The sequence below is a fragment of the Rhizobium croatiense genome (assembly GCF_019793465.1).
In the GTDB taxonomy this organism is placed as follows: domain Bacteria; phylum Pseudomonadota; class Alphaproteobacteria; order Rhizobiales; family Rhizobiaceae; genus Rhizobium; species Rhizobium croatiense.
The window spans coordinates 74,769-94,878 of sequence record NZ_JAILYJ010000010.1 but is presented as its reverse complement, the minus strand read 5'-3'; the positions used below and the strand labels follow the sequence as shown (position 1 = coordinate 94,878).

The window sequence follows — 20,110 nt, the reverse complement described above, 5'->3', positions numbered from 1 at the left end:
GAAACGCTAGCGTAACGATTTTCCGGAGGGGCCGTGCCGATCGAACTGACCGCCTCGCAGGCGCTGGGGCTCTGGCATGGCGTGGCGCTCGATCAGGTGCGCCTTGACGATCGCGATTTGACGTTGCGCCAGATGGCGATCCTGCTGCATATTTATCTGGTGCCGCCGCCCCACACCGTGCGCGGGCTTGCCGCCACGCTCGGTGTCACCAAGCCGGTCATTACCCGCGCTTTGGACACGATGGGCGAGATGGGTCTGGTCGACCGCGTGCGCGACGATGCCGACCGGCGCAACGTGATCATCAAGCGCACCGTCGGCGGCGCGCTTTACCTGGAAAAGCTCGGCGATCTCGTCCGGGAGCAGGGCCGCCGTCTGCCGATCTGAACGGGCGATGTGAAAGGAATGGGAATGACGATGTTCGACCGCCGCCTGCATGCCTATAGGTCCGATCTCGCGGAAGCAGAACTCGAAGGCAAGGTGGAGGCGTCGCGCTTCGTGGAAGGCACGCCGGCGCGCGTCGCCGTTCCCGTCATTGCCTTGCGCCCCGAACCGGAACTTGCGCGCGGCATCGATACGGAGCTGCTCCTTGGCGAGCAGGTGATGGTTTTCGATCGCGCCGACGGCTGGTGCTGGGTGAAAGCCACTTCGGACGGTTATGTCGGTTATGTAACCGCAGACGCGCTCTCGCAAATTGACCCGGCACCGACCCATATCGTCACCGTGGCGCGCACCTTCCTCTATCCGGAGCCCGAACTGCGTAAGCCGCACCTGACGACGCTTTCGATGGGAAGCCGCGTTCACGTCGCCGGCACGGCGGAAGCGCGGGGCAATCATTATGTCGTGCTCGAGGATGGAACCGCGATCTTCGCCAGGCACGTCCAGCCGATCGGCGCTCTCGACGGTGACGATTATGTCGAGGTCGCCGCCCGATTCCTGGAGACGCCCTATCTCTGGGGCGGGCGCTCCGGTCTCGGCATCGATTGCTCCGGCCTCGTCCAGCTTGCGATGCTGATGACGGGCCGACAGGCGCCGCGTGATACCGACATGCAGGCAGCCGGCCTCGGCGAAGCGATCGATCGTTCCGAAATCCGTCGTGGTGACCTAGTGTTCTGGAAGGGCCATGTGGCGATTTTCGAGGATCCGCAGACCATCCTTCATGCCAATGGTCACAGCATGACGGTGGCGCGCGAGAATTTCGAGGCCGCCGTCAAGCGCATAGGCTCGCTCTACCAACAGCCGACCGGCTATCGCCGCCCATTCAAGTGACCGGCGGCCGCGGCCAGGCGCTTACGCCTCCCGTCCAGTCTTCGAAGGCTTTCGACAGCCTGAGGACCCGCATGTCGTCGAAGCGTGGCCCGACGATCTGCAGCCCGATCGGCATGCCCGACCGGGAGAAGCCGCAATTGATCGAGGCGGCCGGCTGTTCCGACATGTTCCATGGCACGGTGAAGGCGATATGTTCGAACGGCCTTGCCGGATCGTTGGTCGGCGATGCCCATTCGGCCGGATAGGAAATGATCGGGTTGGTCGGCGAGAGCAGCGCGTCGACCGTGGTGAACAGCTGCCCGCAGCTCCTGCGCATTTCGATCGTCTGGTTGAAGCCTCTGACCGCATCGACGCCGCTGACATCGGCGCCGGCCTTCGCCCAATCGCCTATATAGGGCAGGATACTGTCGCGCCGCTCTTCGTCCAGGCCTGCGATATCGCTCCAGAGGCGGGCGCGCCAGAAGGTGTCGAGCCCGTCAAGCATGGCGCGCGTCAGCACCGGTTGGACGGATATGATGGTGGCGCCGGCCTTCTCGAAACCTTTTGCCGCCGCTTCGACCGCGCCCCTGATTTCGTCATCCACCGCAAGCCCGCAGCCGGCATCGAGCATCAGGCCGATCTTCATGCCTGACATGTCGATCTCGAGATCCATCCAGTTGAAATCGTTCGGCGGCAGGCTGGTGCCGTCGCGCCAGTCCGGTCGTGACAGCGTCGCCATGGAAAAGGCCGCATCCTCGACCCTGCGCGTCATCGGGCCCAGGCAGCGCCCGACATAATAGGGATCGGCCGGGATGCGCCCATGGCTCGGCTTGTAGCCGAAGATGCCGGTCCAGCCGGCAGGCAGGCGCACCGAGCCGCCGATATCCGTGCCGATATGCAGCGGCCCGTAGCCGGCTGCAGCCGCGCCGGCAGCTCCGGCGCTCGATCCGCCGGGATTCTGTGTGATGTTCCAGGGATTGCGGCTGAGAGGATGAAAGCTCGAAAGGCCGGAGGAAAGCATGCCGTAATCGGGGCAGGTAGTCTTGGCGAAGATCACTGCGCCATCCTCGCGCAGCCGGGCGGCGGCCGGCGCATCGGCCTCCGCCGGTTTCAACTCCACCGCCTTGGTGCCGAACGGCACCGGCTGGCCCTTCGTGGCGATCAATTCCTTCAGCGTCACCGGAATGCCGTCGAGCGCGCCGAGCGGCCGTCCCTTCGCCCACCGCGCCGTCGATGCTTTCGCCTGCGCACGCGCCGCTTCCGGATCGTAAAGGTAGAGCGCTGAAATCGACGGCTCCCAGGCGGCGATATGGTCTTCGAGCGCGAGCCAGTATTCCAGCGGCGAAAGGCTTTTATCGGCGAAGCGCCGTCTGAGCTCGCGGATGGTCAGATTGGTGTCGCTCATGGCCTCGGTCCTGGGCTTTTTGTCTCGGCGGGACATCAGCGGCTTGCCTCGCGTGGATCGAGAAGGTCGCGCAAGCCGTCGCCGAGTATGTTGAAGCCGAGGACAGCAAGCGCGATGGCAAGGCCCGGCAGGATCGCCAGCCAGGGGGCCAGCGCCAGATAGGTTTGCGCATCGGCAAGCATCCGGCCCCATGTCGGCGCCGGCGGCGCCATGCCGAGTCCGAGAAAGCTGAGACCGGCTTCGGTCAAGATCGCCAACCCGAGCTGGATCGCCCCATGCACGATGATCTGGCTGATGATGTTCGGCAGCACGTGGCGCAGCGAAATGGTCAGGCGCGTGTTGCCGATCGCGCGCGCCGCCGTCACATAATCCCGGCTCCAGGCCTGCAGCGAGGTCGCAAGCGTCACCCTGGCAAAGACCGGGATCATGAAGACGGCGATCGCGGCGATGGCGGTCAACCGGCCCGGCCCGAGAAAGGCGCCGAGCACCATCGCCGACAGGATCGGCGGCAAGGCAAAAATGACATCGCAGATGCGCATCAGCAGCGCTTCGAACGGGCCGCGGATTGCCGCGGCCGAAACGCCGGCGATCGAACCGAGCGTCCCGCCGATCGCAACCGCGCTGATGGCGATAGACAGCGAATTCCAGCATCCCGCCATCAGCATCGAAAGCACGTCGCGGCCGAATTGGTCGGTGCCGAGCAGGCCGAAGGCGAGCGGCGGCTGCAGTTTGTGGACGATCTGCATCTTTTCAGGTGGCAGCGGCGTCCAGACGAGAGACAGCAGCGCAACGGCGATCAGCAGGCCGACGATGAAAGCACCAGAAATCAGGTTCATTCGCCGGCTAAGTCTAGCGGCCCGACGGCGGTGGGCGATGGCCGTGGATGTGATCGGTGCCATTTGTCAGGCCGCCTTTCTCATCCTGGGATCGATCGTCAGATAGGAGAGATCGACGATGAAATTCACCACGATGACGAGGGCGGCGAAGAACAGCACGACATCCTGCATGACGATGATGTCGCGCTGGGAAAGCGCCTGCAGGGCAAGGCGCCCGAGGCCGGGCAGGTTGAAGACGTTTTCCACCAGCACCGCGCCGGCGACGAGAAAGGTGAACTGCAGCCCGATCATGGTGAGGATCGGGATCAGTGCGTTCGGCACGAGGTGCCGCCATAACACGGCGCCGCGCGAAAGGCCTTTGGCCACCGCGGTGCGGGCAAAATCCTCATGCATCGTCTCGAGCACGGCCGAACGCGCCACCCGCGTCAACACGCCCGCCTGCGGCATTGCCAATGCGACCGCCGGCAGAGCAAGCGCCTGCAATGCCGGCAGAAGACCGGCTTCCCAGCCCGGGAAACCGCCGGCCGGCATCAGTCCGAGCATCGTCGAAAACAGAATGATCAGCAGCAAAGCCACCCAGAAAGCCGGCATTGCGATGCTGATCTGTGAAAACAGCGCTGCGGCGATATCGAAGACACGGCCGCGGCGCGAGGCGGCCAGCACGCCGAGCGGCAGGGCGATCGCCACCGAAAGTGCGATCGCCATCAACGCCAGCGGCAGCGTCACCGCCAGCCGCTCGACGATCAATCCCGCGACCGGAACGCCATAGGTGTAGGATTGGCCGAGATCGCCTGACAATAGGCCCGCCAGCCATTGCCCGTAACGCAGGATGAGCGGCTGGTCGAGCCCGAGTTCATGGCGCAGCGCTGCTAAGGTTTCCGGGCTTGCAGAGGTGCCGAGCATGATCGAGGCGGGATCGCCCGGCAGGAGATCCATGACGGTGAAGATCAGCAGTGAGACGATGAGAAGCGTGATGACAAGGCCGGCGAAGCGGCGCGCGAGGAGGGCGATCATGTGGGCCACGCTGCCGAGGTGGCGCGGCGGCTCTCCCATGGGCTGGCGTTGGGTTTGGCGAAAAGCTCAACCCCACTCTCCGTCTTCCTCGGCCTTGAGCCGAGGATCCACGTCGCGGCTGCTGGTGGATGCCGTGTGGATGCTCGGCTCAAGTCCGAGCATGACCGAGTGCGGGGTGAGTGGAGGGAGCCATCCAAGGCGCTGACGCCAGGGGTGCCATCCAGCGAAATCAAACCATGTCGGCGCCAGCTGAACGGAGTTGGCGAGCCAGGGAAAAGGCTGCGCGCTATATCGGCCAAATACATCTCGGATCTGTCCAAGGCCATCCTCTTTTTCGCGTCCCACCCGGCCCCGCAGCTCACTCCTCCCAGGAAACCCCGGACAGCACGTTGGAAGGGATCGGCTCGTTCTCCCACAGCCCTTTCAGCTTCCTGTCCCAGACGCCGAGTTTCGGCATGACGAAGAGGTAGAGCGCCGGCACGTCCTCGGCGAGGATCTTCTGCGCTTGCGCATAGATCGCATTCTGCGCGGCGGGATCGGCCGTCTCCTGGACCTTCTTCATCAGCGCGTTGAAGGCCGGGTTCTTGTAATTGAAATAATAGGGATCGCGGGCATAGATGTCGATGTCGAGCGGCTCGGCATGGGCGACGATCGTCATGTCGAAATTGCGGTCCTTCATGATGTCCTGGACCCATTTCGCCGGAAATTCCGTCGGCTCGATATTCATCGTCACGCCAATCTCGGCAAACATCGCCTGCATCACCTGAGCGCTGCGCGGCGCATAAGCCATCTGCGGCGATTTGATCGTGAAGGTGAAGCCGTTGGGATAGCCGGCTTCGGCCAGCAGCGCCTTGGCCTTCTCGACGTCATAGGGCAGCACGCCGGTCATATCCTGATAGCCCGGGTCGTTCGGCGTGTAATGGCTGCCGATCGGCGTGCCGAGGCCCGACCACGCCCCGTCGATCACCGTCTTGCGGTCGATCGCCATCATCAGCGCCTGGCGCACGCGCTTGTCGTCGAACGGCTTCCTGGCATTGTTCATGCCGGCGACGACCTTGAGCTCGGTATTGCCGATCCTGGTGACGAGCCTGGTATCGCCGTCGAACGAACTCATCAGCTCGGGTGCGGCAAATTCCGGAAAGGCGTCGAGATCGCCCGATTTCAGCGCGGCCGCCTGCGCCTGTGGATCGGCGATGAAGCGGAAGGTCACCTTGTCGAGCTTGGCGGCGGCATCCTTGTTCCAGTAGTCGGCATTTCTGGCGAGTTCGACCTTGTCGCCCTTCGCCCAACCGGCGAATTTGAAGGGACCGGTGCCGATCGGCGTCACCTTGTCGTCGGCCGCCGTCTTCGGCGCGACCATGACAGAGGCCGGCCAGCCGAGCCAATAGATCAGGCTGCCGGTCGGCGCCGAGAGGTGCAGCACCAGCGTTTCGGCATCGGGCGTTTCGATCGAGGCGATCGAGGCGAAGAAGCGCTTCTGCGGATTGACCGAATCCGCGCCGCGGGCGCGGTCGAGCGAAAACTTGGCGCTGGCGGCATCGAAGGCCTCGCCGTCGTGGAATTTGACGCCGGTCTGCAGCTTGAACGTATAGGTCAGGCCGTCGGGCGAGACCTCCCAGCTTTTGGCCAACTGCGGCTGGACCTTGCCGGCCTGGTCGATCCTCACCAGCCCCTCGAACACGTTCTGCCAGGTGACCTGGCCGATTGCGACGGGGGCTGCGATCGTCGGGTCGAGCCCGGTCGGCTCGACGCTCATGCCGAGGTTGAGGGTGGTTTTCGCCGCTTCCGCCGGCGTCATCGCCGTCATCATCAGAGCGGCCAAAAGTGCCGCGCCAAGGGAAAGCCGTTGGACGAAACGCGCTGACGGCGCAAAGGAAAGCTCGATCATCATGTTCCCTTGTCTGGCCACGCACAGTTGGCGGAGGCCCTTTTTGCGAAGAGAGTGGCACTGTCCCCGTGCACACACAATGGCGATTTTGTGTGCTCAGTGTAGCTGAAAAAGCTACACAGCAAATTGGCCGTCAAGGCAAGCCGGAAGCTTCAGATTATTGCTCGGCTCGGCGGTTCGTTTGCTCGCGCATGAATCTCTCGATGAAGTCGAGCAGCTTCGTCGCGGCGAAAGACAGTTGCCGGTCGGGCGCGACGCAGAGATCGACATGGGTGCGGATGCCGGTCTTGCCGGAAAGCGGGATGGCCAGAAGCTGGCCCGCTTCGACCTCACGGCGGACGGCAAGTGCTGGCAACAGCGTCGCTGCGGCCCCGCTGAGCACCAGTTCCTTCAGCATTTCGAGCGAGCTGGTGACGAAGACCGGATCAAGGCTCAGCCCCTCCTTCTCGAACAGCGTGTCGAAGGCCTGGCGGAAGCCGAAGGATTGATCCGGCAGTGCCAACGCGTAGTCGGCGAGCGTCCTTAGCGGGATTTCGGCATGCGCGGCCGCCGGATGCTGCGGCGTGGCGATGAGATCATACGCGATCTCGGAGCGCAGCCGCACTTTGGTGCCGGACAGGACCGGCGAAAAAAGGGTCACCGCGATATCCGCCTCGGCACTGTTGACGGCATCGATCGCCTGCCGTGCGCTGGTGATCATCACGCTAAAACGCAGCTGCGGATATTTCAGGCTGAATTCGGCCAGCGCCGGCGCCAGCAGATTGGCGACGGTCGCGCCGTTGGCATAGATGCTGACACGGCCGCGCTGCAGTCCCTTCAGGTCTTCGATCAGCTGCTGCACGTGATCGAGTTCCCGCAGCGTCCGGCCGGCGCGGGCTGCAAGCAGCTCGCCGGCGGCCGTCAGCTTGACGCCGCGGGCGCTGCGTTCGACGAGCGGCGCACCGAAATGATGTTCGAGATTCTCGATCTGCCGGCTGATCGCCGTCGGCGCGACGTTGAGGTTCTCGGCCGCCTGGCGCATAGAATTGGTCCTGACCAGCTCGTCGAAATACATCAGCGCTCGGATCTGCATTCACGTCTCTCCGCCACTCTACCCGGATGACGACCCTATTCAATCAGTGGCCGTCGGGATAGCGGTCGCGCCAGGCCTTTTGCGCGCCCTCGGCTGGCAGCGCGGTGGCGGCGTAGACGCCGCGGGCGATCGCCCGTGCCATGACGATGGTGGCAAGATGGCAAAGCTCCATCAGGCTTGCCATGTCGTCTCGTCGATGTCTGCCGGTCGACGCGGCAAAGACGGTGTCGCCGTCGAGCGGCAGGTGCGCCGGCAAAAGCGCCCGGGCGAAGCCGTCATGGCCGGCCAGCGAAAGGCGGTGCGCCTCCGCCTTCGTCAGCTGCGCGTCGGTCACCACCGCACCGATCGTCGTTGCCGGCGTGTTCATCCCCTTGAGCCTCATCCTGTGGTCGGTCACGACAGGCATGCCGAGCCCGCCGAATTCGCCGTCCTTCTCGAAGGGCGCCGCCCAGAAATGCGGCCCGTCGCCGATCGTTGCCGAGCCGAGTGCATTGACGGCGACGATTGCCGCGACACGATCGCCGACGCTGCTGACGGCGCTGGCCGAGCCGAGCCCGCCCTTGAAGGTGGCAGTCGTCGCCCCCGTGCCGGCCCCTATCGTGCCGAGGGGGAAGGCGCCCGGGGTGGCGGCCTTCACCGCGGCATAACCCATGTCGCGATAGGGCGAATGCAGCCCCCAATCCTTGTCGCCGCCGTTCAGCAGATCCATCAGGATCGCCTGCGGCACGATCGGTATGCGCACCGGCCCGACCGCGAAGCCGCGGCCGAGTTCGCGCAATCCAGCCTGCACGCCGCCGGCGGCATCCAGCCCGAAAGCCGAGCCGCCGGAAAGCACGAAGGCATCGACGGCGTTGACGGTCATCGACGGGTCGAGCAGGCCGGTATCGCGCCCACCCGGCGCGCCGCCGAGCACCGTACCGGATGCGACGGCCGGCTCGTCGAAGACGATGACCGTAACGCCGGAGCCGAGCGTGAGATCGGTCGCATGGCCGACGGCGACGCCATCAATATCGGTGATCAGGTTTAGAAGCTCAGGCAAGGGCGGATCCTTGTGCGCGAAGGGCCGCCGATAGGACTGCAATTGTCCTCAAAAAACAAGACCGGCCCCTAAGACCGGTCACAACAGGAAAGCCGCCAAACTCGGCAGCGGCCGCATGCCCTCAGGCATGAACCGGCTTCGGATGACGGCGGGTCATCAGGTCATGGATGGCCAGCCGCACCTCGTCGGGCGAACCAAACCGCTGCTCGTCGAGGTCGTGGACATGATATTTCACGGCGATGAACTTCAGCCGGTCTTCGTCGGGAATGACGATCCCGACGGGAACGCCGGCATATTCGATAACTTGCTTCTTCATGGATAGAACTCCTGCCGCGCGACATGCGCAGCCATGGCGAATTGACTTGTCTGGTACCGTTGAAAGGAGGACGAACGTCACATTCGACAGTTCGGGCGGGAGAGGGCGCCCGGACGGTCATTGCCAAGCACAGATCGCCCAAGGAGATCGGCGAGAATATCGATGTCTATCATGTCTCGTTCCTTGCGTTGGCGTTGCGCTTGAGTGGTCCCGGAAGAGCCCGGGGCCGGTGATGGCTATCTTCTATAATCTACTAACTTGGTAGAGATTACCCGAGAGCCTGTCAGAAACATATTCCGAAACGTGTCAAAAAATCGACGATCCGAAAAAAATCATTCCGCCTTGCCCAAAACTTACGGAAAGAAACATATCAGCTCTTCGTAAAATTCGGATGACAGAATCGAAACTCTTTCGACCGCCGCAGCAGAGATAGGAAGCCTTGCTGATTCCGGCAATGGGCCACATCGGCAAAAATCGAAATGCCTCGAAATGACCGATTTGGTAAGGCGGTAAGAGCTACGTTCACCAGCCTTCGTCGAGCACCTTTTCCAGCATGTCGGCGAAGAAATCCGCGCTTTCGATGCTAAGGCAGAGCGGCGGTTTGATCTTCAGCACATTTTGGTGATCGCCGGTCGGCTGCATGATGACGCCGAGATCGAGAAGTCGGCCGCAGATCGCCGCCGTCTCTTCTTTTGCCGGCTCCAGCGTCGTTCTGTCGCGGACAAATTCCAGGCCGAGATAGAGGCCCATGCCGTGCACGGCGCCGGCGATCGGGTGGCGGTCGATCAGCGCCGCAAGCCGTCCCTTCAGGTGTTCGCCGACCGTGCGGGCATTTTCCTGCAGCTTTTCCTCGGCCATGATGTCGAGCACCGCCAGGCCGGCGACGCAGCTGACCGGGCTGCCGCCGGTGGAGGAAAAGAAGGGCCCTTCCTTCTCCAGTGACTGTGCGATCTCGCGTGTGGTGATGACGGCGCCGAGCGGATGGCCGTTGCCCATGCCCTTGGCGACGGTGATGATATCGGGCACGACCCCTTGTTGTTCGAAACCCCAGAAATAATGACCAAGTCTGGAATAACCGACCTGCACCTCGTCGGCGATGCAGAGGCCGCCGCGGGCCCGCACCTGCGCGTAGATCCCCCGGAGATAACCATCGGGCAACGGAATGCCGCCGGCATTGCCGTAGACTGATTCGCAGATGAAGCCGGCCAGGCCTTCGCCGCCGGCGTCGATCGTCTCCAGCACGGGTGTGACAGCGCCAAGATAGCTCGCTGCCGTGGCGGGCCCGCGAAATGCGCCGCGATAGGTATTCGGCGAAACGACCGCATGCACCCAGTCCGGCCGGGTGGTCAGGGCCTGCGGATTGTCGGCGATCGAGGTGGAGACGGCGTCGCTCGCCGCCGACCAGCCGTGATAGGCTTCGAGCAGGCAGAGCATATTGCGCGCACCGCTATGGGCTTGCGCCAGCCGGATCGCCAGATCGTTCGCCTCCGAGCCGCTGTTGACCAGAAAGACCGTATCGAGACCCTCCGGCGAAAGCGCGGCGAGCCGTTCGGAAAATTCCGCGATCGCGGCATAATGGAAGCGCGAATTCGTATTGAGCCGCAGCCATTGGGCGCTGATCGCCGCCGCCAGCTTGGGATGGCCGTGGCCGAGAATCGTGACGTTGTTGACCATGTCGAGATAGGCGCGGCCTTCGACATCGAACAGATGCTCTCTCCAGCCGCGCTCGATTTGCGGCGGCGCGGCATAATAGTGCTTCTGCGGGCCTGCGAGATGCGCCTGCCGCGTGACGAACAGTTCTGCGGTTTTCGGTTGCGGCGCATCCGCTTGCCGGTCGAGAAGGGGCGACGGCGAAGGGCAGAGCACCGACCAGGCCGCCGCCTCCCGCGGCGTGGCAAAGAGCGGCGGTTCGAGACCGGCGACGCTGCAGAGTTGGAGGCGCAGCCCGCCGAGCGATGACGCCTCGCCGGAAACCGAACCCAGCGGATCGCCGGCGGCAAGCGCGGCGCCATCCTCGACCCCACCCTCGATTGAAGGGGTAAGCCCATCGAGGTGCAGGGTCATCGTCTCGGAGGTCAGGGTCAGATGCTGGTCCTTCCAGCCGATGCGGCCGGCAAAGGGTGCTGTGACCGCGCTTCCCGCGGCAAGGCATATGTCGACATGCAGGGCGCAGGTTGCCTGTCCCTTGGTATTTCCGAGCGCCGCGCGGGAGAGCCGATATTCACTGTAGCGCGTCGCCGCCGTACCGTTTTCGGCTGCAGCCCGGGCCAGCAGCCGCCAGTCCATATCGGCATTCAGCCAATTGCCGGCGGAAAAATGCGGGCTTCGCACGCCAAGGTCGATATAGGCGATCGCGGCGGGATCGATGTCCGGCAACAGCGGCAGCCATTCCGATGTTTGCGGAGCGGCGACGTCCGCGCCTGCTGCCTTGAGGATGGCGGCTTCCATGAGTTCGAACGGAACCGACATTGCCGTATCGAAGATCGCCCGCTCGCGCTCGAGATTGCCGCGGACGTAATCATTGTCGGGATCGATTGAAATCTGCTGCTCGCTGCTGGCGACGAGGATGACCGCGCGGGCGACGATCAGCGGCCACAGCGCCTTCAGTTCGTCGTTACTCAGCGGATAGATCGCCTGATAGGCGGTGACGGCGGGCAGGATATGAAAGGGATCGCCATTTGCCTGATGCAGCAACGAGGCGCAGGTGACGGCGAGGTCGCCGACCAGCCAGCCGCGGATGATGTCGCCGAAATCGATCACGCCGTCGGGGATCGTGTGGCCATGGGCGTCGCGATGACCAACGACATTGTCGCCGGTGACATCGTGATGGACAGCCTGCAGCCGGAGCGACGGCGCCAGGGGCTGGATGCGGCGAACGGCCAGCACCATGGTCTTGGCGATCCGGTCGCGGGCAGCGCTGTCGGTGATGGCGGAAAGCAGCTGCACGGCGACCGGCCCGGCGCGCCTCAGATCCCATTGCAGGCTGCGGTCGAGGCCCGGATGGTCGAAATCGGCAAGCGCCTGGGCCAGCCTGGCGCAGAGAGCGCCGAGTGCTGCTACGGAAGCCGGCGCGACATATGTCAGTTCCGTCAGCCCCTGGCCTTCGAGATATTCCAGCAGCCGGACCTGGTAGCCCTGCCCACGCACGGTGAGGACAAGGATCTCTCGCCCGTCATTCGTGGCGACGACGTTCGGAACACGCGGCGCGTCCGACTTGCTTTTGAGGTGATGGATCGCCGCGTTCTGCGCTTCGAGTTCGCGGGTCTCGTAGGCGGCATGGCAGATCTTCAGCACATAACGGCCGCGATCGCTGTCGACGCGGTAGTTTCGATCCTGCTGGCTGCCGAGTTCGGCAAGCGTGCCTGACAGACCGTAATGATCAAGCAGGATCTCTTCCGCGTCCGCGACGGTGACGTCGGGACGCGGCAGCGCCATGCGATCAACAAGTGCCTCGTCGGTCATGACACCCCCTCCCGCAGCATGATTCGATTACCCGTTGAGCGAGATAATCAAATACTTGCTGCCGGCAGGCAACGGGTGATTGTCGTTTGCCAGCAAAAGAGATGCGGGTCGTTACCAGCCTCAGCCCATGCGTTCGGAGGCATAGCTTCCGGGGCTTGCCGGGAAGACGACGGTGCGGTTGCCGTTGATGAAGGTGCGGTGGTGGATATGGGCGTGGATGGCCCGGGCCAGCACCTGGCTTTCGACGTCGCGCCCGATCGAGACATAGTCGTCGGCGCTCTGGGCGTGGGTGATGCGGGCCGTGTCCTGCTCGATGATCGGGCCTTCGTCGAGATCGGCGGTGACGTAATGGGCGGTCGCGCCGATCAGCTTGACGCCGCGCTCATAGGCCTGCTTGTAGGGGTTGGCGCCCTTGAAGGACGGCAGGAAGGAGTGGTGGATGTTGATGATCTTGCCCGACATCTGCTTGCAGAGCTGGTCGGAGAGAACCTGCATGTAGCGGGCGAGCACGATCAGCTCGGTGCCGGTCTGATTGACGAGCTCGACGAGCTGGGCCTCGGCCTGCGGCTTGTTCTCCTTAGTCACCTTGATGTGGTGGAAGGGGATGTCGTGATTGACCACGACCTTCTGGTAGTCGAAATGGTTGGAGACGACGCCGACGATGTCGATCGGCAGCGCCCCGATCTTCCAGCGGTAGAGCAGGTCGTTGAGACAATGGCCGAAGCGCGACACCATCAGCAGCACCTTCATGCGGCTTTCGCTATTGTGGAAATCATAGTCCATCGCAAAGGGCGCGGCGACGGCGGCAAAATCGGCGCTGATCGCGGAGCCCGACAGACCCTCTTCCGAAATGAAGCTGACCCGCATGAAGAACTTGCCGGTATCGAGATCGTCGAACTGCGAGCTGTCGATGATGTTGCAGCCCTTCTCGGCCAGATAGCTCGAAATCGCCGCAACGATGCCGCGCGTCGATCTGCAGGATACCGTCAATACATAGCTTGTCATGTCTGTCCCTCTTCCCTCTTCAAGAGCGCCGCCGTGCTTAGATCAAAGCCCGGGCCGCGAATAGGCCGGTGCGCTTTCATTCATGCGACAAATTGCAAGATGAACCATCATATTTCTGCAAGTTCTCTCGCTTCCAGGCCTTAGCTTAGAAGAAGTTGCGCAAAAAACTGTGCCGCCAGCGCCGCGGGGATGCGTATTCTCGCCTTCGGCACGAAAGTCAGGCCGGCGGACGGCTTGCCGCGGCCACCTTGCGGCGCGGCGTGGTGATTTCATGGATGACTGCGCCGCCGATCGACGAGAGCACCAGCGACAGGATCACGAAGAGCACCGGTTGCTGCAGGATACCGAATGGCAGGCGGTCGGCGGCGACCCTCAGAAAGGCGAGTGTGAAGGCGTGGGTGATATAGATGGCGTAGGAGCAGTCGCCGAGATAGTTCAGCCATCCGAGAACCGGCAGCCGCGAAAAGTCGATGGAAACTGCGCCGTAGAGGATGAAGATCGCCGGAATTCCCCAGGCGTAGAACCGGCTCTCCGGCTGCATCAGCGCCTCGTTGACGAAGAGGAACGCAAAGCCGGTGGCCAGTGCCGCCCATGCCCAGCGGTTGGCCAGAAGCACATTCTGCCGATAAAGCCAGCCGAGCACCACGCCGGCGAGAAATTCCAGCATGATCGGCTCGCCATAGAACCGGGTGGCGGTCGTTTCCGGCAGCAGCCGGCAGGCGATCAGGATCACGGCAAAGACGGCAAACATGGCTGGAATGCGACGGGCTTCCGAGAGTGGCAGCAGCAGCGCGAACACGAAATAGAAGAACATCTCGTAATTCAGCGTCCAGCCCGGCACGACGACAGGGGTGATCGTTCTCGGATCGGCTGCATTGGGCCATGGCAGGAAGAGCAGCGAAGCGGTCAGATGCGGAAGGTTGATCACGGTCGACTTTAGGAGTGACGGCGCCGCCAGCGCCACGACCGCCGAAAACAACGTGGCCAGCCAATAGAGCGGGACGATCCTTCTGATGCGGCGGCGGGCGAAATCGATAGGGCTCGTCGCGCGCCCGCTCGTTGTCAGCCACATCACGAAACCGCTCAAGACGAAGAAGATGTCGACGCCGGTTTCACCATAAAGAAAAGCTGTGGCGTCGATGGCGGGATCGACTTTGGCAAGCTGCAATATCGCATGGAAATAAACGACCATCAGCGCTGCAACGGCGCGCAGATACTGAAGCTGGACAAGCATCGAGCGTCTTGCTCCCCGGGCTTGCGGACGACGGTCGCCACCGTGCCGCTGCGGTCAACTCTCTACATCTGCCGCACGACCCTGCCGGATGCGCGGGCTGTCGTGGAAGCGCATATATCCGACGACGAACCACAGGAGGCCGGCAATCTTCATCGAGAAAACGGCGGTCCCTCCGATCATCATATTCAGAAAAATGAAAAGAGAAAGTGAATGGGCGCAACGCCGCTGCGCCGCCGTGCGGCCGGCGGGGAAGAGGCAGACGAACAGCCAGAAGACGATGACGCCGAAGATGGTCGCCGCGTAGATCAGGTAGACATAGCCGCTGTCGGCGAATTCGCCGACCCGGTCGACCGAAAGCCCGAGAACGGCCAGAGGATCGAGCTCCATGATCTTCTTCATGGTCAGGTTGATGCGGCCGGTGAAATTGTCGCCTGTCGCATTGGGTTTCAGGGTATAGACCAGGAAACCCGCAGCGACGATCAGCGGCATCAGCGCCAGATTGAAATTCTTCGGGACCTTCGGAAAGACGAAATAGCCGACGATACAGGCAAAACAGAAGATCAGCATCGTGCGCGTATCGTTCGTCACCAGGATCAGCACTGCCGTAGCGATGAACAGCAGCCGGTCCCAGCGGCCTGTTCTTTCCCACATGGAGATCAGGTAGATCGCGATCACGCCGCAGAAATTGGCGAGCGACACCTGCTCGAGAAAGATCGACGACGAGCGGTGGTCGATGATGCCAAAGGAGAAGCGCTCGGGAAAACCGAGCGCATTCTGGAACAGGCCCGTCTTATTGTAGCTCAGCGGCAGCAGCCCGCGCGTATTGGCGAAATAGTCGGACGGATGCACGATACTGACATAGAACGGCACGCTGACGATCTCGAAGATCAGGAAGATCAGCACCGCAAGGCTTGCCCAGCGAAAGGCAAGCTTCATCGTTTTCTCGTTGCTCCACCCGCCGAGGCCGGAAAAGCAGAAGATGATCAGCACGTTGCGGAAATGATCGACGAAGGGCAGGCGATTGAGCACGCTGACATAGATGGTCACGACAAGCGTGAACAGCAGGAACAGGAAGGCCGGCAGGTCGGTTTCGTAAATCCCCTTGTGGAGGATGTAGATGATGGCGCTTGCCAGAATCAGGCCTTCGCTGGCGGCGACATGCGTCAACGAAAGCGGCATGATGTTGTGGTTGATGAAGGCCAGAATGCCGTTATAGAGCACCGACAGCAGGCCGAGCCAGAGCACTGGGTGGTCGACGCGCGATCCCCTCGCGGCCGCATCGAGCCGGTTGCCCGTCACGGTGAACGTCGCTGCCTTCTGATCGACGGCTGCCACGGTCAGTTCTCCGCGGGCTTGACGGCGGTGCAGGCGCTGCGATCGGCTTTGGCCGACTCGGCGAGAAGCCGCATCTGCGGCCGCTCAGCTCCCTCACGCGGCTGAACGTTGAAAGGTTCGTTCGCCGGCCACCATTCGCCGGCCGCCCAATAGGACCAGCCGAGCCAGACGTCGCTATTTCCGGACATGGTGGCGTAGATTTCTCTCAGCCCGCCCATGCAGTCCTTGTCGGCGGAGGCGCCGAATTCGCCGAGAAAGCCGCGCTTGTGGTTTTGCTTCAGCCAGGCGGTAACCCCGGCGATTGCCTCGACTGCGCCGGCCGCACCTTCGCAGGTTGGATGGGTTCCCGACGAATCGACATCGAGATATTGGTGGACCTCGTAGGCGTAGAAATCGAGCGGATCGCGCACACCGAGCATCACCGTGCCGTTGGCGCCGCCGATCACATCCTTTTCCCAGCTGTGAGCGCCGCTCCAGGCGGTGCCCGGTACGAGGATGAGGTTGCGTGCGCCGACGGCCCGGATGCTGCGGATCGCGGCGTTGGCGGCATCGAGCCAGTCCGTTGCCTTGATGTCATGCGGCTCGTTCATCAGGCCGAAGAGCACGCCATTCTCATTGGCGAATTCGACCGCGAGCCTCGCCCAGAAGTTGGCGAATGCGGCGTCCGTCGCCGGCGCGGTGCCGATCTGTACCTTGTCGTAATAGCCGAAATTATGCGGGTCGAGCAGGACGGCCATGCCGTGTTTGCGGATTAAAGCGGCGGTATCTTTGATCCGCTTGATTTCGTCCTCGTCCAGCCGGCCGCCGAGCGCCGGCTGCAGCCGCTCCCAGCGGAAGGGCAGCCGGATGATCGTCATGCCTTTCCTAGCGAAATAGCCGATCGTCTCCTCGCTCGGATAGAGGTAGTTTGTGCCGTAGGTGGCGTCGCGCTCGCCATATTCGCCGCCGGAAAGATTGACGCCGCGATAGCAGGGCTTGTCGGCCGCAAGCGCCGGCGACGGGATGAGGGCGGCCGCAAGCAGCAGCGCCGTCAGATGTCGTGTCGTCCTCATGGCTATCCCTCGCAGTCGCGGCAAACGCCAACATCTCTATGGCCGCCAGTATCTTAACGGTCCGTTAGCTAAGAATTTCTAAAGTCTCGGCACCTCGGCTTCAGTCTTTCACGCTGGGCGGGACACGAGTGCGCGTATGAGCCAGTATGACAGGAATAGAGTAAGCCGGCTGCCCGGCTGGCGCAGTTATGAGCCGCCTCAGACTGCGCCGGAAGGCGTACGCCTGCGCAGCCCTGTCGTCCGCCCGGATGATTTCGCCCGCCCGGCGCCCGAACCCTCTCCGCCTTTCGTGCCGCCGCCGGCCAACATCGCGCAAACGCGCCGATACGAGCAGCCGTCGCCTCCGCCTGCCGAGCGGCCTGCGGCCGATCTGCCGCCGCAGAGCACATTGGCACCACCCGCAGCCCCGCTTCTTGATCTCCGCTCCAGCATCGCGGCGATCTGGAGCCGCCGGCTGGTGGTGCTTGCCCTGGCCCTGATCGGCGCGGTCGCCGGCGGCTCGGTGGCGCCGTTCATCGGCCAGAAATACACCGCCGTCAGCAGCCTCTATTTCGATCCGCGCCAGATCGGCCTTGCCGAGGCCGGTGCGCAATCTTCCGGTCCGTCGCCGGAAATGATCTCGGCGCTGATCGACAGCCAGGTGCAGATCCTGACCTCGGGCAATGTGCTGCGCCGCGTCGTCGAGGCGATGAAGCTCGATCAGGATCCGGAGTTCACCGGCGGCCGGACCGATGGCGCTGCCGTCATCGGCACCCTGCAGAAGGCGCTTGTCATCACCCGCCAGGCCACCACCTATGTCGTTTCGCTTGCTGCGACGACCAATGATCCGGAAAAATCCGCAAGGCTTGCCAACCAGGTCGTCACCGCCTTCACCGAAGAGGAGAACAGCGCCTCGAACGGGCTCTACGAAAACACCTCCTCGACGCTCGACGGACGCCTCGACGACCTGCGCCAGAAGGTGCTGGAGGCCGAGCAGGCGGTCGAGACCTTCCGGGCCGACAACGACATGGCCGCGACCGAGGGCAACCTGATTTCCGATCAGCGGCTCGGCTCGCTGAACACGCTGCTGGTGACGGCGCAGGAAAAGACAATCCAGGCGAAGGCCCGCGCCGACGCCGTCGCCAATCTGCGCGTCGAGGACATCGTCGCCGGCAATCAGACCGAGGGCGGCGTCACTTCGCCACTAGTCAGCCTGCGCCAGCAATATTCCAGCCAGGCCGCCGCCGTCGGCAGCCTCGAAAGCCAGATGGGCACGCGTCATCCGCGCCTGCAGGCGGCCCGCTCCTCGCTGCAGAGCATATCCGGCGAAATCAAGGGTGAATTGCAGCGTCTCGCCACCTCGGCACGCGGCGAATACGAACAGGCCAAGGCCGCCGAGAACAGCATCGCCAAGGAGCTTGCCGTTCAGAAGGCGCTGCAGGCGACGACCTCGGACAAGCAGGTGGAATTGAACGAATTGCAGCGCAAGGCGACGGCGGCGCGCAATATCTACGAGACGGTCCTGAAGCGCTCGAGCCAGACGAGCGAGGAGCAGAACCTCACCCAGAGCAACATTCGCGTCATCTCGCCGGCCGAGCCGCCCGTCAAGGCCGATGGCCCGGGAAAGAAGATCCTGCTGGTCGCCGGCATCATCGGCGGCCTGCTTGCCGGTTTCGTCGTCGGCGCCGGTTTTGCGATCTTCGCCGGCCTCTTCAGCCATCCCATCATCAGAAGCTATTTCAGGAAATCGCCCGCTGCGGCTGCTTGATCAGTAGCTCCGGTTTTCCTACATCCTATGGGTGGCCGACGATGCCGGCAGGAGAGGTTCCATGCGGCTTGTGATGATGTTTCCGATATTGCTCGTTGCCCTATCAGGCCTTGCGCCAGCATCCGCCTTTGCCGTCGACTGGTCAAAACCGGTGAATTCGGACGTTCAACCCCTCTATCCCTACAAGGGTCTGCCCGGCGTCAAGGTGCAGCCGGACAAGAAGGAAGAGGAATCCTATAATTGCCGCACTGAAACCGTCCAGATCCGCCGCCGCTACGACGAGATCTTCCGCTCCGGCGGCATGCCGACGCTGATGTATGTCTGCGAACGCGACGGCTTCGTCACCATGGGCGGCAAAGTGCCACTGCGCGGCCACTATCAGCCGGTGCGATAGGCGTCTTAGCCGGTCAGCAAAGCCGTTGGGTACGCCTTTCGGAACCGCTAGGCCGGAAGCTCCATCCTCAGATAGTCGAAGCCGGCATTTGCTTGCGATCGATCGACGACCGAATATTTGACCATGCCTTCTTCGTCGGTGCGCCGCAGCCGCAGGCTTTCCGCCGCCGCAAAGCCCAGCCACTTGTAAAGACCGATCGCTTTTTCATTGTGGGAGAAGACGTGCAGTTCGGCCGTTCCCACCCCAAGCCCGGAAAACATCCACTCCAGCATTGTCATACCGCAATGGCGCACCAGTCACGTAGGCCGTTGCCGGGGATCAGAAGAAAATGGCTCTATCGGGCATCAAAATCGCTTTCCACCTTGCCCGGCACGATCCTTGCATTATTACTAATATTCTAATCCTTGGGGAGAAAGTGCAATGCAATGGAACACATCGGCGGATTTTTCGCCTCTTGTTCTCTTTCTTGGCGCCCGGCACCAGCGTAGGATCGTGAGAACGCTCCGCGACGCAGCCGAGGTTTTAATGACGGAATGGCCGCTTGAGGATGGAGAGGAATACGTCGCGGCCGTAAAGGCTTGCGCGGATGCCATTACGGGGCAAGCGGGGACGGATCAGCTTAGGGATTTGCTTTTGAGCGCCGCCAGGGAGGCCGGCATCGCCGTTTTGTCAGTGATTCCGGACAGCGGGCAGACAACGCCGCACATGGCGGCGTAGAAGCCGGCAACACGCCATCATCCTTGCTGGCCGACTTCCAGAATCGGCGTCATGCAACCCCGCGTGTAGGCAAAACGCATTGCTAATCGCCTTCGCCGGAAAGTACCAACCCGCAATTTTGGAAGGTTTGATTATCTGATCTCGGTAGCGATCAAGATTGGAATGGTGCCCAGAAGAGGACTCGAACCTCCACGCCTCGCGGCACAGGTACCTGAAACCTGCGCGTCTACCAATTCCGCCATCTGGGCGACGGAGAGCGATGTAAGGGGGTGGCTCGTGACTGTCAACTGGGTTTTTGAAGTTTTCCTGACAGTCGGCAAAAAACTGCCGATCACATGCGGGAGAGCGG

18 protein-coding genes and 1 tRNA gene are annotated in these 20,110 nt (G+C 62.7%); 5 read left to right on the top strand and 14 right to left on the bottom strand.

Features of this window, described 5'->3' with window-relative positions:
- The first annotated feature begins 33 nt into the window (after positions 1-33).
- Complete coding sequence (locus K6M89_RS17490) at positions 34-384, top strand: MarR family transcriptional regulator (protein WP_010032039.1); 351 nt, start codon at positions 34-36, stop codon at positions 382-384.
- Between the two features lie 24 nt (positions 385-408).
- Positions 409-1,266 (top strand): C40 family peptidase, encoded by an 858-nt coding sequence (locus tag K6M89_RS17485; protein WP_222140308.1) that lies wholly within the window; start codon positions 409-411, stop codon positions 1,264-1,266.
- Here the strand turns inward: K6M89_RS17485 and K6M89_RS17480 are convergent.
- From K6M89_RS17480 to K6M89_RS17425, 12 genes are all read right to left on the bottom strand, one after another.
- Positions 1,259-2,650 (bottom strand): amidase, encoded by a 1,392-nt coding sequence (locus tag K6M89_RS17480; protein WP_222140307.1) that lies wholly within the window; start codon positions 2,648-2,650, stop codon positions 1,259-1,261. The two genes, K6M89_RS17485 and K6M89_RS17480, sit on opposite strands and share 8 nt — an antisense overlap.
- Before the next feature lie 35 nt (positions 2,651-2,685).
- Positions 2,686-3,549, bottom strand: coding sequence for an ABC transporter permease (locus K6M89_RS17475; protein WP_222140306.1), 864 nt, complete (start codon positions 3,547-3,549; stop codon positions 2,686-2,688).
- A gap of 3 nt (positions 3,550-3,552) precedes the next feature.
- Complete coding sequence (locus K6M89_RS17470; protein WP_222140305.1) at positions 3,553-4,500, bottom strand: ABC transporter permease; 948 nt, start codon at positions 4,498-4,500, stop codon at positions 3,553-3,555.
- 358 nt (positions 4,501-4,858) lie between these two features.
- Positions 4,859-6,388, bottom strand: coding sequence for an ABC transporter substrate-binding protein (locus tag K6M89_RS17465; protein WP_222140304.1), 1,530 nt, complete (start codon positions 6,386-6,388; stop codon positions 4,859-4,861).
- A gap of 157 nt (positions 6,389-6,545) precedes the next feature.
- On the bottom strand, positions 6,546-7,460 hold the full coding sequence (locus K6M89_RS17460; protein ID WP_222140303.1) for a LysR family transcriptional regulator: 915 nt from the start codon (positions 7,458-7,460) through the stop codon (positions 6,546-6,548).
- A 43-nt stretch (positions 7,461-7,503) separates the two neighbouring features.
- Positions 7,504-8,499 carry a P1 family peptidase gene (locus K6M89_RS17455; protein ID WP_222140302.1) on the bottom strand — a complete coding sequence of 332 codons (996 nt, stop codon included), beginning with the start codon at positions 8,497-8,499 and terminating at the stop codon, positions 7,504-7,506.
- 121 nt (positions 8,500-8,620) lie between these two features.
- Entirely contained in the window at positions 8,621-8,815 is a 195-nt protein-coding gene (locus K6M89_RS17450; protein WP_010033580.1) for a hypothetical protein, read from the bottom strand.
- A gap of 522 nt (positions 8,816-9,337) precedes the next feature.
- Positions 9,338-12,277, bottom strand: a complete 2,940-nt coding sequence (locus K6M89_RS17445) for an aminotransferase (RefSeq protein WP_222140301.1) — start codon at positions 12,275-12,277, stop codon at positions 9,338-9,340.
- A 120-nt stretch (positions 12,278-12,397) separates the two neighbouring features.
- Entirely contained in the window at positions 12,398-13,282 is an 885-nt protein-coding gene (gene purU, locus K6M89_RS17440) for a formyltetrahydrofolate deformylase (RefSeq protein ID WP_222140300.1), read from the bottom strand.
- 217 nt (positions 13,283-13,499) lie between these two features.
- Positions 13,500-14,516, bottom strand: a complete 1,017-nt coding sequence (locus K6M89_RS17435; protein ID WP_222140299.1) for an acyltransferase family protein — start codon at positions 14,514-14,516, stop codon at positions 13,500-13,502.
- 54 nt (positions 14,517-14,570) lie between these two features.
- Complete coding sequence (locus K6M89_RS17430) at positions 14,571-15,851, bottom strand: hypothetical protein (protein WP_222140298.1); 1,281 nt, start codon at positions 15,849-15,851, stop codon at positions 14,571-14,573.
- Between the two features lie 2 nt (positions 15,852-15,853).
- Positions 15,854-16,903: a glycoside hydrolase family 5 protein gene (locus K6M89_RS17425; protein WP_222140297.1), complete on the bottom strand. Its 1,050-nt coding sequence runs from the start codon at positions 16,901-16,903 to the stop codon at positions 15,854-15,856.
- A gap of 136 nt (positions 16,904-17,039) precedes the next feature.
- Between K6M89_RS17425 and K6M89_RS17420 the strand changes: the two genes are divergently transcribed.
- Both K6M89_RS17420 and K6M89_RS17415 read left to right on the top strand, forming a co-directional pair.
- Positions 17,040-18,650 (top strand): GumC family protein, encoded by a 1,611-nt coding sequence (locus K6M89_RS17420; RefSeq protein ID WP_222140296.1) that lies wholly within the window; start codon positions 17,040-17,042, stop codon positions 18,648-18,650.
- 61 nt (positions 18,651-18,711) lie between these two features.
- Positions 18,712-19,044: a hypothetical protein gene (locus K6M89_RS17415; RefSeq protein WP_097579404.1), complete on the top strand. Its 333-nt coding sequence runs from the start codon at positions 18,712-18,714 to the stop codon at positions 19,042-19,044.
- Between the two features lie 47 nt (positions 19,045-19,091).
- On the opposite strand, the gene K6M89_RS17410 is transcribed toward K6M89_RS17415, so the two are convergent.
- A complete protein-coding gene (locus tag K6M89_RS17410; RefSeq protein ID WP_170964737.1) occupies positions 19,092-19,316 on the bottom strand; it encodes a GNAT family protein in 225 nt (74 codons plus the stop codon).
- Between the two features lie 148 nt (positions 19,317-19,464).
- Here K6M89_RS17410 and K6M89_RS17405 point away from each other — a divergent pair, with 148 nt between their 5' ends.
- Positions 19,465-19,761 carry a DUF982 domain-containing protein gene (locus K6M89_RS17405; RefSeq protein ID WP_010030002.1) on the top strand — a complete coding sequence of 99 codons (297 nt, stop codon included), beginning with the start codon at positions 19,465-19,467 and terminating at the stop codon, positions 19,759-19,761.
- Positions 19,762-19,924: 163 nt separating this feature from the next.
- Here the strand turns inward: K6M89_RS17405 and K6M89_RS17400 are convergent.
- Positions 19,925-20,009: transfer RNA gene (locus tag K6M89_RS17400), tRNA-Leu, on the bottom strand.
- Between the last annotated feature and the right edge of the window lie 101 nt (positions 20,010-20,110).